The sequence below is a fragment of the Cohnella sp. GCM10020058 genome (assembly GCF_042683485.1).
Taxonomy (GTDB): domain Bacteria; phylum Bacillota; class Bacilli; order Paenibacillales; family Paenibacillaceae; genus Cohnella.
In genome coordinates this window covers 174,371-189,734 of the sequence record NZ_JBHUJV010000002.1, presented here as the reverse complement: position 1 = coordinate 189,734, position 15,364 = coordinate 174,371, and the positions used below count along the sequence as shown (strand labels likewise).

15 protein-coding genes and 1 other annotated feature are annotated in these 15,364 nt (G+C 59.9%); of the genes, 14 read left to right on the top strand and 1 reads right to left on the bottom strand.

Annotated features, from left to right (window positions below):
- The first annotated feature begins 134 nt into the window (after window positions 1-134).
- From tsaE to ACFSR7_RS04045, 6 genes are all read left to right on the top strand, one after another.
- Window positions 135-674, top strand: coding sequence for a tRNA (adenosine(37)-N6)-threonylcarbamoyltransferase complex ATPase subunit type 1 TsaE (tsaE, locus tag ACFSR7_RS04070; RefSeq protein ID WP_378159257.1), 540 nt, complete (start codon window positions 135-137; stop codon window positions 672-674).
- Window positions 658-1,461, top strand: coding sequence for a tRNA (adenosine(37)-N6)-threonylcarbamoyltransferase complex dimerization subunit type 1 TsaB (gene tsaB / locus ACFSR7_RS04065; protein ID WP_378159256.1), 804 nt, complete (start codon window positions 658-660; stop codon window positions 1,459-1,461). Before tsaE ends, tsaB begins: the two co-directional genes overlap by 17 nt.
- Window positions 1,458-1,946 carry a ribosomal protein S18-alanine N-acetyltransferase gene (gene rimI / locus ACFSR7_RS04060; protein WP_378159255.1) on the top strand — a complete coding sequence of 163 codons (489 nt, stop codon included), beginning with the start codon at window positions 1,458-1,460 and terminating at the stop codon, window positions 1,944-1,946. Before tsaB ends, rimI begins: the two co-directional genes overlap by 4 nt.
- Window positions 1,943-2,986, top strand: a complete 1,044-nt coding sequence (gene tsaD, locus ACFSR7_RS04055; protein WP_378159254.1) for a tRNA (adenosine(37)-N6)-threonylcarbamoyltransferase complex transferase subunit TsaD — start codon at window positions 1,943-1,945, stop codon at window positions 2,984-2,986. Before rimI ends, tsaD begins: the two co-directional genes overlap by 4 nt.
- A 607-nt stretch (window positions 2,987-3,593) precedes the next feature.
- Window positions 3,594-3,872, top strand: a binding site (T-box leader).
- A gap of 155 nt (window positions 3,873-4,027) precedes the next feature.
- The gene (locus ACFSR7_RS04050) at window positions 4,028-5,608 is read left to right on the top strand and encodes a 2-isopropylmalate synthase (protein ID WP_378159253.1); all 1,581 of its coding nucleotides are present in this window, start codon (window positions 4,028-4,030) and stop codon (window positions 5,606-5,608) included.
- 378 nt (window positions 5,609-5,986) lie between these two features.
- Window positions 5,987-6,793 carry a class I SAM-dependent methyltransferase gene (locus ACFSR7_RS04045; protein WP_378159577.1) on the top strand — a complete coding sequence of 269 codons (807 nt, stop codon included), beginning with the start codon at window positions 5,987-5,989 and terminating at the stop codon, window positions 6,791-6,793.
- Between the two features lie 18 nt (window positions 6,794-6,811).
- Here the strand turns inward: ACFSR7_RS04045 and ACFSR7_RS04040 are convergent, their stop codons facing one another.
- On the bottom strand, window positions 6,812-8,746 hold the full coding sequence (locus tag ACFSR7_RS04040) for an ABC-F family ATP-binding cassette domain-containing protein (RefSeq protein WP_378159252.1): 1,935 nt from the start codon (window positions 8,744-8,746) through the stop codon (window positions 6,812-6,814).
- Between the two features lie 195 nt (window positions 8,747-8,941).
- Between ACFSR7_RS04040 and ACFSR7_RS04035 the strand changes: the two genes are divergently transcribed.
- The 8 genes from ACFSR7_RS04035 (at window position 8,942) to groES (ending at window position 15,317) form a co-directional block, all read left to right on the top strand.
- Complete coding sequence (locus ACFSR7_RS04035; protein WP_378159251.1) at window positions 8,942-9,577, top strand: 5-formyltetrahydrofolate cyclo-ligase; 636 nt, start codon at window positions 8,942-8,944, stop codon at window positions 9,575-9,577.
- Window positions 9,577-10,065 (top strand): cyclic pyranopterin monophosphate synthase MoaC, encoded by a 489-nt coding sequence (moaC, locus tag ACFSR7_RS04030; protein ID WP_378159250.1) that lies wholly within the window; start codon window positions 9,577-9,579, stop codon window positions 10,063-10,065. Before ACFSR7_RS04035 ends, moaC begins: the two co-directional genes overlap by 1 nt.
- A gap of 59 nt (window positions 10,066-10,124) precedes the next feature.
- Window positions 10,125-10,619 (top strand): MogA/MoaB family molybdenum cofactor biosynthesis protein, encoded by a 495-nt coding sequence (locus tag ACFSR7_RS04025; RefSeq protein ID WP_282907219.1) that lies wholly within the window; start codon window positions 10,125-10,127, stop codon window positions 10,617-10,619.
- Window positions 10,619-11,647: a molybdopterin-binding protein gene (locus ACFSR7_RS04020; RefSeq protein ID WP_378159249.1), complete on the top strand. Its 1,029-nt coding sequence runs from the start codon at window positions 10,619-10,621 to the stop codon at window positions 11,645-11,647. Before ACFSR7_RS04025 ends, ACFSR7_RS04020 begins: the two co-directional genes overlap by 1 nt.
- Before the next feature lie 166 nt (window positions 11,648-11,813).
- Window positions 11,814-12,041 (top strand): twin-arginine translocase TatA/TatE family subunit, encoded by a 228-nt coding sequence (gene tatA, locus ACFSR7_RS04015; RefSeq protein WP_378159248.1) that lies wholly within the window; start codon window positions 11,814-11,816, stop codon window positions 12,039-12,041.
- A gap of 130 nt (window positions 12,042-12,171) precedes the next feature.
- A complete protein-coding gene (tatC, locus tag ACFSR7_RS04010; RefSeq protein WP_378159247.1) occupies window positions 12,172-12,963 on the top strand; it encodes a twin-arginine translocase subunit TatC in 792 nt (263 codons plus the stop codon).
- Window positions 12,964-13,512: 549 nt separating this feature from the next.
- Window positions 13,513-14,790: a methyl-accepting chemotaxis protein gene (locus tag ACFSR7_RS04005; RefSeq protein ID WP_378159246.1), complete on the top strand. Its 1,278-nt coding sequence runs from the start codon at window positions 13,513-13,515 to the stop codon at window positions 14,788-14,790.
- Between the two features lie 242 nt (window positions 14,791-15,032).
- Window positions 15,033-15,317: a co-chaperone GroES gene (gene groES, locus ACFSR7_RS04000; RefSeq protein WP_090110743.1), complete on the top strand. Its 285-nt coding sequence runs from the start codon at window positions 15,033-15,035 to the stop codon at window positions 15,315-15,317.
- Window positions 15,318-15,364: the final 47 nt, after the last annotated feature.

The window sequence follows — 15,364 nt, the reverse complement described above, 5'->3', positions numbered from 1 at the left end:
CGGGGCGAGGGATGGACTCAGGGAGGGCGCTTTTCCCTATCCTCCACACCTTCCTTAGCTTTGCAAGTTAGCTCCCGCACCGATATAATTAAGAACAACCTGCGGCCTGTCCGCATTGAAGGAGAACGATCGACATGCACGACTGGAGCGAGGGCGGGAGACCGGCCGGCGCCGGACGATTCGTGCTGGAGCTGCAGTCCGAGGCGGACACGGTGCGTTTCGCCGAACGGCTGGCGGACCTGTGCGTTCCTGGCGCGCTGATCGCGCTGGACGGCGATCTCGGCGCGGGCAAGACCCGCTTCGCGAAGGCGTTCGCGGCCGGACTGGGCGTGCCCGGTATGGTGAACAGCCCGACGTTCACGATCGTCAAGGAATACGAAGGCGGCCGGTTGCCGCTCTACCATATGGACGTGTATCGCTTGTCGGTCGATGAAGCCGACGAGCTGGGGCTGGACGAATATTTCGATGGAAACGGCGTCTCGCTCGTCGAATGGGCTTCGCTCGTCGAGCCGCTGCTGCCCCCGGAGCGCCTGCATATCCGGCTGGAGTTGACCGGCCCCGAGAGCAGGCTGGCGATATGCGAGCCGATCGGCGCCCGATACGAGGGCTGGTGCCGGGAGCTCGGGCTACGGCCGGCGAAGGAGGAGGGAAGCGGCGATGACGACAATGGATAAAAAGACGGCAGGCGAAAATCCGCTGGTGCTGTGCTTCGACACGTCTACGGCCGTGTTGGCCGCGTCGGTCTGTCGCGGCGCCGAGGTGCTGGCGAGCCGCCATTCGCATGCCGAGCGCAACCACGCCGTGCGCATCGTGTCCGATCTGAAGGCGCTGCTGGAAGAGGCGGGCGCGGGTGAAGTCGACGCAATTGCGGTCGGGCGGGGCCCGGGCTCGTATACGGGCGTGCGCATCGGGGTATCGGCTGCCAAGACGCTGGCTTGGGCTTGGGACAAGCCGCTCGTCGGCCTCTCGAGCCTCGAGACGCTGGCGATGGCGGCCGGGCCTTATTTGCGCGGCGAAAAACAGGCGACAGAGACGGATTCGTTCCCATCGATCCGTGCGGGCCGGTCCGTCTGGATCGTCCCGATCATGGACGCCAGGCGGGGGCAAGTCTACGGCGCTCGCTTCGGGACGACGGACGGATCCGTCTGGCATCGGCTCGACGACGACGCGATCCGACTCATCGGCGATTGGGGGCCGTCGCTTGCCGCGAGCGCGGCCGAAGCGGGCGCGTCGCTTGCTTTCATCGGCGAGATCGGTCCGCACGCCGCCGTTCTCGCGGCGCTCGAAGGCGCGGTCGCGTTGCCGCTGACGGTGGACGCGGGCGAGATGGGCCGCCTCGCGGCGGCACGACTGGCGCAGGGGCTCGTTGACGACGTTCATGGCTTCGCGCCCAACTACACGCAGCTGACCGAAGCCGAGACCAAGCTCGGGGACGGCGCTCGGACGGAGGGACAGGCTTGAACGACAAGATCGAGTTCCGGTCGATGACGCTCGCGGACATCGATGCCATCGTAGAGATCGAGCGGGAGGCTTTTACCGCGCCATGGACGCCGGAGGCTTTTCATAACGAACTGACGCAAAACTTGTTCGCCAAATACATGGTGATGTCCAAGGGAGACGAAGTGCTCGGTTACGGCGGCATGTGGCTCATCGTGGACGAGGCGCACGTAACGAACATCGCGGTACGCGAGGCGTGCCGCGGCAAAGGGCTGGGCGAGCGCCTGCTGCGGGAGCTGATGCGGACTGCGGCCTGGCTCGGGGCGGCTCGGATGACGCTTGAGGTGAGGGTGTCCAACGAACGCGCGCAGCGCCTTTACCGCAAGCTCGGCTTCGGCCCTGCGGGACTGCGGCCGGGCTATTACTCGGACAACAACGAGGACGCGCTCATCATGTGGGCGGACCTGGACCCGACGCTTGGCCGGGAGCGCGGAGGGATGTCATCATGACGACGAAGACGTCGGGTAACAAGGACGAGGGGCTGCTGCTTGCGATCGAGACCAGCTGCGACGAGACCTCGGCTGCCGTCGTGCGCGGCGGACGCGAGGTGCTCTCCAACATCGTCTCCAGCCAGATCGAGACGCATCGGCGCTTCGGCGGCGTCGTGCCGGAGATCGCTTCGCGCAAGCACGTCGAGAGCATCACGATGATCGTTCAGGAGGCGCTGACAGAGGCCGGCGTTTCGCGCAGGGACATCGACGCGGTCGCCGTTACGCAAGGTCCGGGTCTGATCGGTGCGCTGCTGGTCGGCGTCGTGGCGGCCAAGGCGCTGGCGCTCGCGCTTGACGTTCCGCTGATCGGTACGCATCATATCGCGGGCCATATTTATGCGAACCGGCTCGTCGGGGATATCGTATATCCCGCGCTCGCGCTCGTCGTGTCGGGCGGACATACCGAACTGGTGCTGCTTCCGGAAGAAGGCGTCTTTCGAATGATCGGCCGCACGCGGGACGACGCGGTCGGCGAGGCTTACGACAAGGTGGCGCGCGCGCTGTCCTTCCCTTATCCGGGCGGGCCGCACGTGGACAAGCTGGCGCAGCAGTCCGAAGAAGAAGTCGTGCTGCCGCGCGCCTGGCTGGAGGACGGCTCGTACGACTTCAGCTTCAGCGGGCTGAAGTCGGCCGTGCTCGCGGAGATTAACCGGAGCAAGATGAAAGGGCTCAATCCCGACTTTGCTGCGCTCGCGCGAGGCTTCCAGAACTCGGTCGTGGACGTCGTGACGGCGAAGGCGATGAAGGCGGCAGCCGAGTTCGGCGCCAGCCAGCTGCTGCTGTGCGGCGGCGTCGCGGCTAATCGGGGCATTCGCGAGCGCTTGGCCGCGCTTTGCGAGGAAGCCGGGCTGCCGCTGCTCGTACCGCCGATGTCGCTATGCAGCGATAATGCCGCCATGATCGGCGCTGCGGCGGATCTTAAATGGCGCAGAGGGCAGTTCTCGTCGCTTGATCTGGCAGCATCCGCGCAGGTGTCGCTGGAGGAATGGTCCGTTTAAAGGCGAGATTCCATGTTAATTAATGAATCAAATCATGTTATGTATATTGACATGGATATTCCGGTATGTTAAAGTATTGACATACCCCCTTTTGAAAAGCGTTTGAACGAATCGACACCGACCCCGTCGATCGTTCAGGCGCTTTTCTTCGTCCTGCCCGCCGTTCACGCCCGATTTAGGGGTCAGGCGGCTTTTAGAGGTCGGGCGCATATCGATTGGCGAAGGTATAGAGCGTGTTGACTTCCGCTTTGCCGCCCGCATATAATAATGAACAATCGAACAAAGCGTGAAACGCATTGAACGGGAGCAGTAGGGAATTCGCCTGATTCAGAGAGCTGCGGGGTGGTGCGACGCAGCGGACGGCAGCCCGAACTCGCCCGGGAGCGGACGGACTGAGCGCCTGCATGGCGTTAGGTCCATACGGTTAGCCTCCGTCAGAGGGCGCAGCGGCACGATTATTCAAGCTGCTGCTAAGGTGGACCTTCGTTCGCCCGCTTCGGCGGCCGGGACGATCGTCAACGAGAGTGGTACCGCGGTAGGCCCTGGAGCCCGCCGTCTCTTAGGAGGCGGCGGTTTTTGTGTTTTTTCAGGACAACGGAATAATAAAATGAACGCGATGAACAGGAGCAGTAGGATAGACCCGGGAAAGCAGAGAGTTGCGGGGAGGTGCGACGCAGCCGATGGGTATCCGAACTCGCCTGGGAGCAAATGTGCTGAACTCGTCCTCGAGGCGATTGTAGGTTCATGCGGCTGGCCTCCGTTACAGGGCGCTGCCGTCCGGGCTTTTCCGAAAAGGAGCCTTCGGACGGCATATCGAGAGGGAGCGCCTGGCGGCGCTTCAATGAGAGTGGTACCGCGGCGGCCATGGAGGCCCGTCGTCTCTTCTGACAGGAGAGACGGCGGGCTTTTTGCTTTGTCGTGAATTTTTGAAATTCGGCTAGTCCCTTCTTGGGGAGGCACCGTGCCAAGAGGCAGGGCTTCACCCGCTTTTTCTCGATATTTTAGATTCAGAATATTCGGATAAAACAGGAGGTTTTTAACATGAAGCCAAAACCAACGATCCTCGCAGCAACCGCCGAAAAAAAGAAAATCCGTATATTCGATACTACGCTGCGCGACGGCGAACAGGCGCCTGGCGCGTCGCTGCGTCCGGAGCAGAAGGTCGTCATTGCCCGGCAGTTGGCCCGTCTTGGCGTAGATACGATCGAACCCGGGTTTGCCGTATCGAGTCCCGGGGAGTTTGAGGCCATCCGCCAGATTTCGCAAGAGCTGCACCGGACAGAGATATGCGGATTTGCTCGCTGCGTCCGCGGGGATATCGATGCGGCTGTGGCGGCGACGGCCGATGCGGCGTTCAGGCGTCTGCATTTGTTTATTTCCTCGTCGCAGATCCATCTGGATTTTCAGTTGCGCAAGACACAGGACGAAGTGATCAAGCAGGTTCGCGAGATGATCGCTTACGGCAAGCAGTTCGTCGAGACGATCGAGTTTTCGCCGATGGACGCCTCCAGGACCGATCGGGAGTTCCTGTATCGGATCATCGAAGCGGCGATCGATGAAGGCGCCACGATCATCAACATTCCGGATACGATGGGGTACGCGCTGCCGGAGGAATTCGGTCCGCTGTTCAGTGCGGTCAGGCAGCATGTCCGGGGCGGTGAAAAAGTCGCTTATAGCGCGCATTGCCACAACGATCTCGGCATGGCGCTGGCCAACAGCCTGGCCGCGATCCGTCACGGAGCAACACATGTCGAAGTTAGCGTCAACGGCGTCGGCGAGCGGGCCGGCAATTGCGCGCTGGAGGAGCTCGTGATGGCGATCGAGACGCGCGGCGAGGCGTTGGGTATAGAAACGGGCATTCGTTCCGCTGAAATATTCGAGACGTCGCGGATGGTCAGCCGGGCGATGCAGTTCCCTATCTCCTTCAACAAACCGATCGTCGGCCGCAATGCTTTTCAGCATGAATCGGGAATCCATCAGGACGGTCTGCTGAAAAATCGTAATACCTATGAAATCATGGATCCCGAAGCGATGGGGATTCCGCGCAGCATGATCATTTTGGGCAAGCATTCCGGACGTCATGCGATCAAGCACCGCGCTGCGGAGTACGGGGTTGGCCTGGCGGACAAGGAGCTTGAGGATGTTTACGCGCGCTTCAAGGCTAAAGCGGACGAGACCAAGATCGTAACCGACGACGTCCTGCTCCAACTGATCGGCGAATCGACGCAGACCCAAATAGAGCCATACTCGCTTGTAGAGCTGCAGGTGTCGGCAGGCACGAACGAGAAGCGAATCGCCTCGGTGAAGATCCTGAGGACCGAAGACGGCTGCGAGCGCACATGCAAGGGAACGGGGCAAGGGCCGCTAGAGAGCGTTATCCGTTGCATCAGGGAAGCCATGCCCGCCGATGTCGCTTTTGAAGATCTGGAGCTGCACTCGGTGTCATCGGGCGAGGATGCCGCAGGTGAAGCTGTCGTGACCGTGCAATACCGGAACAAGCGATTCAGGGGAACGGCCATTCATCGCGATATCATTTTAGCGGCTGCTCGCGCATATGTCGCGGCTTGCAATAGCGCGATCATGGCTGCCGCGTCGGAGCGAAGAATGGAATCCGGAAGCTGATTTGACGAGAAGTCAATGGATTCGGCTCCCAAATCAGCGCATCGAGGGTGTGGGCAAAGTTATCCACACCCCCTGTGTGTAGTGGGGATAAGCGTGTCGAATGTGTTGGGAGAGTAAACGTCATGTAATCTTGAAAACGTGGATGATATTTTCATGACACTCCCTTCGATATTGGGGATTGTGGGGGTAACGTGGAAACCGAATGAGCCGGCCGTCGAGATCAATGGGGGAAAATGGCGTTATAAGGCCTTTTTTTCTGACTGATTGCCTGCCGGATCTAGCGCAAAAAGCCATGATTAAACGTGAATAAAGTTGTGGACAACCCACTTTTCAAACTTTTTGTGAAAAATTCGTCAAGGGGAGATTAACTTGAACGATATGCTGAGATATTACGATCAGTTCGACGAATGGGGCAGGCTGGATCGCGAACCTGTCGAGTTCTTGATCAACATGCATATGATCCGAAGGCATCTTCCCGAGAAAGGTCGCATACTCGACAACGGAGCGGGTTCCGGGAAATATGCGATGGCGCTCGCGCACGCTGGATATCGGGTCACAATAACGGATTTGTCGGCGAGGCTGATCGAGCAAGCGAAGTTCCGCATCGGCGCCAGCGCATGGCGCGATCGCGTAGAAGGTTGTCACGTCGCCGATGCGCGAGATCTGAGCCGGTTCGCGGATGCAAGCTTCGATGCCTCGCTGATGATGGGACCGATGTACCACCTTCAACAAGCGGAGCAGCGAGAAAAAGCCGCCCTCGAGCTTCGTCGGGTGACAAAGCCGGGCGGCATCGTATTCGTGGCTTTTATGTCCCGGGAAAAGCAAGCGGCGACGTATTTGCTCGATCCCGATCGTTGGCCGCCTTGCGACAACTACGCAGGTATCCGGGCATTTTTGGATACTGGCATATTCAATCATCGGGATGAAGGAAGGTTTACGGGGGCGTATGCCTTTCCGCTTGTGGGGATCGTGCCGTTTATGGAGAAAATGGGCTTTGAGACGGTCAAGCTGATTGCCTCCGAGTCGATCGGGGGGATGACGGCTGAGAAAATGGACGCATGGCGTACGCGCGGCGAAGCCGAATACGGCCGGATTGTAGAGCTTCTTGCAGAGCTCGCCGAGGATCCCGCGATCCTCGGCACGGCGCCGCACCTGCTTTACGTAGGCAAGGTTACCGAACGCTAACGCCTTCGGCGTCCGCGTTTATTCCATCAACGACTCCCACAAGGCAAATGTCGTTTCGAGCGATTGTTGCTTCTCTTCCAGCTTGGCTTGAACCTCGCGCAGCCGGACGAAGTCCGTGCACACCTCCGGCAGCGCCATTTCTTCCTCAAGCGCCGCGACCTCCGCTTCCAGCTTCGCGATATCGGCCTCGGCTTGCTCGCGCTTGCGCTGCTTGGCCCGTTCCTCGCGTTTGGCCTGCTTGTCCGCCTCATAGTCCGTAACCGTGGTTTGCGAGGTCTGGGCGGCTGCGCCTGCTGCAGATGCGCCGCCGGAAGCGGAAGCCGCGGCCCACTCCTCCAATTCGCGCTTTTTCGAGACCATTTCGTCATAATTTCCCAGGAAATGCGCGGCGCCATCCGGCCCGAGCTCCACGACGCGGTCCGCGAGCCTGTTCAGGAAGTAACGGTCGTGTGAAACGAACAACAGCGTGCCGTCATACTCCTCCAAGGCGCCTTCAAGCACCTCGCGGCTCCATAGATCCAGATGGTTCGTCGGCTCGTCGAGCACCAGGACGTTGGCTTTCATCAGCATGAGCTTGGACAGCGCGACGCGCGCCTTTTCCCCGCCGCTGAGCGAGCCGACCGTCTTGCGGACATCCTCGCCGCTGAACAGGAAGTTGCCGAGCACGGTGCGGATCTCTGCCTCAGGCAGCGTCGGATAACGGCTCCAGACTTCCTCCAGCACCGTGTTGGATGGAGTCAGGCCGCGCTGTTCCTGGTCGTAATACCCGAGCTGCACACCGGTCCCCCAACGGATCGTGCCTGCCGTCAGGGGAAGTTGGCCGACGAGCGCGCGGAGCAGCGTCGTCTTGCCGACGCCGTTGGGACCGAGCAGCGCGATGCGTTCGCCGCGCTTCACCTCGAAACCCACGTGGCGGAAGAGGGGGCTGATGTCCTCTTTCGGCGAGGCCGAAGCGTCGTATACCTGCAGCACGTCTTTGCCCGTGCGGCGTTCGGCCGTGAAGGAGAAGCTCGCCTGCTTCAGCGTCCCCGGACGCTCCAGCCGTTCGATGCGTTCCAACGCGTTCCGCCGGCTCTGCGCGCGGCGCGTCGTGGTGGCGCGAACGATATTTTTCTGGATGAACTCCTCCATCCGCTGTATTTCTTTGCGTTGCTGATCGTACAGCTTGACCTTCTGGGCGAAGTCCGCCGCCTTGAGCTCCATGAAGCGCGTATAATTGCCGGTATAACGCGTCGCCGCATGGCGCTCGATCTCTACAATAGAAGAGACGGTTGCGTCCAAAAAGTAACGGTCATGCGAAACGATGACCATCGCGCCCGAATACGTACGCAAATATTGCTCAAGCCAAGTCAGCGTGTCGATGTCGAGGTGGTTCGTCGGTTCGTCCAGCAGGAGCAGCTCGGGCTGCACAACGAGCAGCCTGGCGAGCGCGAGGCGCGTCCGCTGTCCGCCGCTCAGCGAGGAGACGATCGTATCGCGCGAAAAGTCGCCGAAGCCCATGCCGTGGAGCACGGCCTTGATGCGGTTGTTCATCTCGAAGCCGCCGGCTTCGCGGAACCGGTCGTTCGCGTCGGCGTACTGTGCGAGCAGCGCTTCGTAGCGGGCCGCGTCGGCTTGCTCCGCCGGATCGGCGATGCGCGCCTCGAGCCGCCCCAAGGCGCGCTCCTGCTCGAGCAGCGGACCGAATGCGGCGTTCATCACTTCCTGGATGGTCAGTTGCGGAGCCAGCCCGCTATTTTGCGCCAAGTAACCGATCCGCAGCTCGCGAGGCTTGGACACCGAACCTTGGTCGGAGTCGAGTTCGCCCGCCAGAATCTTAAGGAAGGTGGATTTGCCCGCTCCGTTCACACCGACGAGGCCGATGCGGTCGCGTTCGCCGATTTGCAGCGAGACGCCTTCTAGTATAGGGGTGACGCCGTAGTGCTTGACGATGCCGGATGCCTGTAAAAGCAAGAGGATTCCCTCCGAACGAGATCTTTGTAGTTGAAACAAGTTTATCGCAAAACCGCTTTGACGTCCAAAACGCATGACGGGCTGGACTGGTATCGCGCCGCCGGATGATGTGAAAAAGCTCTTTGGCGTACCGTACGGAAAAATGATACACTGTTGCTATCTATGAATATGAATGGCAATAACGAGGGATGGCGGATGAACGCAAAGGAACCGGACGGCGCCAGAAAGCCCGCACTGCGCAAGTCGATGGCGGCCAAGCGGGACGCGCTGGCGCCGGATGAGCGCGAAGCGCGTTCTCGCAAGCTGTGCGACGTCGTCGTCGCGCAGGCGCTGCAACCGCTTAGCCTGCGGCTGGGCCGGACGCTGACCGTGGTCTTGTACGGCGCGTTCCGATCGGAGGCCGATCCGGCCGGCGTGCTGGAATGGTGCGCCGCAGCGGGCCATCGAGCGGTCGCTCCCCGGATACGGGAGGACGGCAGCGGGATGGAGCTGCGGATCGTCGCTACGAAGGCGGACTGGCGTCCGGAGCGTTATGGCGTGCCCAGCCCGGATCCGCTTCTCACGGTTCCGCTTGCGGCAGACGTGCGTCCCGACGCGGTGCTGGTTCCGGGCATGGCATTCGATCGGCAGGGCGGCCGGCTCGGTTACGGGGGCGGCTATTACGACCGATTGGCCGAGGCGTTAGGACCGGGCAGATTGCCTTACTGGATCGGCTTTGCCTATGCGCTCCAGCTGTCCGACGAAGCCTTGCCCAAGGAAGCGCACGATCTGGCGCTCCATGGCGTGGCGACGGAAGAAGGATTGATATGGTTTGCGGAGGAGGGGCCTTGATGACCGGCGGCGATGGGCGATTGACGCATTTTAACGAGCAGGGCCGCGCCGTCATGGTAGACATATCGGACAAGGCGGTGACGGCGCGGACGGCCGTCGCGGAGAGCCGGATTACGATGGCGCCCGCGACGCTTTCGCGAATATTGGACCGAACCGTGGAGAAGGGCGACGTGCTGGCGGTCGCGCAGATCGCGGCCATTCAAGCGGCCAAGCGGACGTCCGATTGGATTCCGATGTGCCACCCGCTGCCGCTGACCGGCGTTAACGTACGGTTTGGCACGAGCGGAGACGACACGCTGACGATCGCGGCCGAGGTCAAGACGACGGGCAAGACCGGCGTCGAGATGGAGGCGCTGACGGCGGTATCCGCGGCCGCGCTGACGGTCTACGATATGTGCAAGGCGCTGCAGAAGGACATGGTCATCGGGCCGACCTTGTTGCAGAGCAAGACAGGCGGCAAGAGCGGGGATTACCGGGCGGAAGGGTAGGCCGATCGAGTCGAAGCCGCCTGCGAAGTTTGAGGAGACGCGAATCGGGGGGGATGGGCATGATTTGGAAAGTAGCGCTGCTGACAGCCAGCGACAAAGGCTCCCGTGGCGAACGCGAGGATACGAGCGCGCAGGTAATCCGGGAGTTGGTCGAAGAGGAGCTTGGCGGGGAGATCGTCGACTATCGCGTCGTGCCCGACGAACAGGACGAGCTGCGCGCCGCCCTGATCGAGATGTGCGACTACTTTCAGGCCGACCTGGTGCTTACCACGGGCGGAACCAGTCTCGGACTGCGCGATGTGACGCCGGAGGCGACCCTGATGGTATCCGAGCGGACGGTGCCGGGCATGACGGAAGCAATGCGTGCTGCGGTCATGCAGCGAAGCAGGCACTATATGCTCTACCGCGGCATCATCGCCATCCGGGGACGCTCGCTGATCGTTAATTTGCCGGGCGACCCGAAGGGCGTCAACGACATGCTGATGGCGATCATGGATCAACTGCCCGACGCCTTGCTGCTCGTCTCCGGCATCGGGAAGGACCGAGATTACTGATGAACGGCAATTCCAGGCCTCAGGAGACCGTCCTTCGCGAGGTGAAGGTCGAGGACGCTGTCGGATTGACGCTTGCGCACGACCTGACGCAGATCGTGCCCGGCGCCTTTAAGGGGCGGCTGTTCAGCAAGGGCCACCGCGTCACGGCGGACGATATTCCCAAGCTGAAGGATATCGGCAAGGAGCATATCTACGTCATGGAGCTCGCGCCTGGCGATCTGCATGAGGACGACGCCGCGCTGCGGCTGGCTGCCGCGCTCGGCGGAGAAGGGATCGTTTACGGCGAGCCGCACGAGGGCAAGGTGACGCTTAAAGCTGGAGTGTCAGGGCTCTCCGTCATCGCCCGGGAAGTCGTGGACGGGATTAACGCGCTGGGCGAGATCGCGCTCGCCACGATCGTCGGCGGACGATTCGTACAAGCCGGGGAGGCGCTCGCCGCGTCCAGGGCAATCCCGCTTGTCGTGCCCAAGTCCAAGATTGAGGCAGCGGAACGGATTGTGGCGCGATACAAGACAGAGCGTGGCGGCGCTGACGCCGTTGCGGTCAAGCCGCTTCGCCGGATGCGCGCTGGGCTGATCTCCACGGGGACCGAGGTGTTCACGGGACGGATTGCGGACAAGTTCGGACCCGCTGTCCGGGCCAAGCTGGAGGCGCTCGGTTCGGAGCTGGCCGAGCAGCGCTTCGCGCCGGACGATCGACAAACAATTGTCAACCACTTGTACTACTTCCTCGAACAGCGATATGATATGATACTGGTATCCGGCGGGATGTCCGTCGATCCGGACGATCGGACGCCGGGCGCCATCGCCGACGCGGGCGCCGATATCGTCAGCTACGGGACGCCGATGCTTCCGGGTTCGATGCTGCTGTTCGGCTATTTGCAGGGTGTGCCGATCTTCGGGCTGCCGGGCTGCGTCATGCATGATCCTTATACGTCGTTCGACGTGCTGCTCCCGCGCGTGTTGGCAGGAGAGACGATCACGCGGCAAGAGATCGCCGCAATGGGGTACGGCGGACTGCACCGCTGAACGGAAGAGTCTTCTCCAGCGGAGCGGATTTTTGCAGGTCAGAGAATGAAGCGCTTTAAATGAATGTGTGATCGCTGCGGGCGCTTTGTTGTGGATTGTGGCAGGCGACCGTTTTCCTTTTATTTGTTTTTTGTGTTCCAGGACATCGAGACAGGGAGGGATAACCATGGGAGGTATTGGTGCATCAGGCTTGATCCTGCTGATCCTAATCGCCTTGCTGCTGTTCGGACCGAACAAGCTGCCTGAGCTGGGAAGGGCTTTCGGCCGCACGCTGCGCGAGTTCAAGAAGGGCGCGAACGATCTGATGGACGACAGCGAGCGTCCTGCTCGCCGCGAAGTCGCCGCCGCTCCGGAAGCGGAGCCGGCGAAGACCGAACGTCGTCTGCCTGAATAACGGACGTGAGACCGTCAACGTAAAGTATGAACGAGGGTAGCCCGGACGAACGGAACTCATGAATACGGAGGGCGGCTTGATTTTCGCAAGCCGTCCTGATTTTTTATGCCCGGAAGGGCGGAGGTCGCATATGGCGGAGCGCTCGGGCGCTAAGGCCGATACGATGGAAATGGGCGGAATGCCGCTCATGGAGCATATCGGAGAATTGCGCAAAAGGGTCATTTTAATCATCATCGTGCTGGTGCTCGCGCTGGTCGGGGGCTTGTTCGGCGCAGAGCCACTGTTCGATTATCTCGTCGACGCCGCACCGTCGGGACAGATCGATCTCAGCGCCTTTTCGCCGTGGGACGCGATCAGCCTATATATGAAGTTCGCTTTTATCATCTCGTTTATCGTCGTAATTCCGTTCACCTTGTTCCAGCTGTGGGCGTTCGTAAAGCCCGCACTCGGGAAAAAGGAACAGCGCGCGACGCTGCGGTACATACCCGGAGCGCTCTTCATGTTTTTGGCGGGGCTGGCATTCGCCTACTACGTCATTTTCCCGATGGCCTATTCATTCACGGAGAAGGTCACGGCAAACTTGGGGCTGAAGCAAGTATACGGGGCCAATCAATACTTCAGCTTTCTTTTCAACATACTGGTCCCGATGTCGCTCTTGTTCGAGCTGCCGATCGTCATTTTGTTTCTCACCCGTATCGGCATCCTGAGTCCGGATCTATTGCGCAAGTTGAGGAAGCTGGCTTGGTTCGTCATGGCCGTGGTCGGCGTCGTCGTGACTCCGCCGGACGTCATTTCGGACTTGCTCGTTGCGGTGCCGCTCATTCTGCTGTACGAGATCAGCGTGCTGTTGTCGGCCAGCGCCTACAACAAGCGCATGCGACGTGCCGCCGAACGGGAAGCTGCATTTGACGAAGAGGATTAACGAAACTAAGAAGCGTTTGTCGTATGGAGGGCTATCCCAGTCCCCATGGCAGACGCTTTTTTTGTCGATTTCACCGATCCCGGAGGCAGATGAGACCATGCAGCGCGTTTGAACAGTATCCCTTTGATTCAGGAAAGGTTTCATATTAGGAGTGACAACGGTTCCGGAGCGTTCGGAAGGCGAGAAAGGCAGAAGGATGCCTCGCGACGAAGCATATCTCGCGCTTTTCGCATTTTCCCGATGACATGTCCTTGCAGAGGCACAGAGGCACAGAGGCATCTTCGTCTCGGCAAAATATAGGCGTTTTGGACGGGCTCCTGATCGAAGGGGATACCGTTAAAACGGGAAGCGAACGACCTTATAGGGCAAGAGGACCGTTCGATTTAGGACGCCCGATTCAACTTTGCCGACAAAAAATTAAAATCCTTTCATAAATTCGACATATTCCGATATTATCCAGAACGATCTTGTGCTAAAATGTGTCTGAGAATTGAAATGGAAGTGCTTACATAGAAGTTGGCAAGCGACATTAATTCGGAGGGGTAAAGCATGCGCAATTCGGGTATCAGCTTGCAAACGAAGTTTTTGATCGGCTACGTCTCGATGGTCGTTCTGTTGGTGCTGTCCTTTATTTTTTTGGCGGCAGCTTCAGTGTTCAAAGGACATACGGTATTACTAATTGAAGTAATCGTCATCTACGCGCTCATCCTGGTGGGCGGAGGCTCCGCGTTGCTGACCGTCTCGCGCAAGCTCCTGCATTCGATCGGAGGCGTGACGGGGACGCTCAAGAACATCGCGGGCTCGGGCGGCGATTTGACTCAGCGGATTCCGGTTTATACGAAGGATGAAGTCGGCGACCTGGCGAATGCTGCGAACGCCATGCTGGACGGACTTCAGAAGATGATGAAGGAGCTGCGGGAAAATACGGCCGAGCTCGCAGCTTCGGCCATTCAGCTGAAAACGGGCGCGGACGAAAACGCGAGAGTAAGCAGCGAAGTATCCAGAGCTGTCGAACGCGTAGCGGCGGGCTCGGAGACGCAGGTGTCGCAGTCACAGCAGATCTCGGCCGTGATGACCGAGACGATCAGCGGATTAACGCAGGTTGCCACGACGACGACGGGCGTATCGGATGCCGCTCAGCTGACGCGGGACCGGGCCGAGGGCGGCTCTACGCTGCTTCAGACGACGTCGAGCGATATCGCGCAGGTCGAGTCGGCGTTCCGCTCGCTGCAGGAGACGGTTCGCGGCCTCAATCACAAGTCCGAGAAAGTCATCGAAGTCATCGGTTATATTTCAGAGATTTCGAGCCAGACAAATCTGCTTGCCTTGAATGCAGCGATCGAGGCCGCGCGCGCAGGAGAGCACGGACGCGGCTTCGCCGTCGTTGCAGGCGAGATCCGCAAGCTGGCCGATCAGACGCAGCAATCTGCCGTGCAGATCGCGACGACGCTTGAGGCGATGTCCGGCGACATCACCAAGGTGGCCGCGATGTTCGAGCAGAGTGCCGAGCAGGTATTCGGCGCCGTATCCGGCATGCAGCACGCGGAGTCGGCATTCAGAGAGATCGTCGGAGAAGTCGGCAAGCTAAGCGCCAACATTGGCGACGTCGCCGCGGCGGTCGAACAGATGTCTGCGGGCAGCCAGTCGGTGCAGCAGTCGATCTCCGATATCACGCGCGTCACGGAAGAGAACGCGTCCTTTACCGAGCAAGTCACCGCAATGAGCCAGCAGCAGCTGTCTTCGACGGAAGAGATGGCCCGTACGGCCGACAGGCTCAGCACGATGGCGGCCCGCTTGAAGACCCTGGTCGGCAACTTCAGAACGTAAGGAAACGCGAAAAGCTGCGTCGTAGGCGTATAGTCCGGGGCGTTTTGCGGAAACGATAAAAGGATGTCGAAAGAGCGCGGATTCGCACTTGATGCGGGTCCGCCTTTATATTTTTAACGCAAAGGGACTTGAAATGGTTATCCAAAATCAGTATTATAGGTAGTGGTTATTAGCACTTAACATGATTGAGTGCTAAACTTCGCAAACTTCTCCGTAACGGAGTAAAAAAGGAGGCTATTTTCATGATCAAACCTTTGGGTGATCGCGTGCTTGTCGAAGCAAGCGCCAAGGAAGAAAAGACGCTGAGCGGTATCGTTCTGCCGGACACGGCCAAGGAAAAGCCGCAAGAAGGCACCATTATCGCAGTAGGCGCCGGCGCAGTCGGCAAAGACGGCGCGCGCATCGCGCTGGAAGTCAGCGTAGGCGATCGCGTTTTGTTCTCCAAATATGCGGGAACCGAGATCAAGTACGAAGGCAAAGAGTATTTGATTATGAAAGAAAGCGACATTCACGCGATCGTCGGCTAAGCCGGCGGCTAACCGCTGACATAAGCAACCGCAAGCAAGCAGTACCT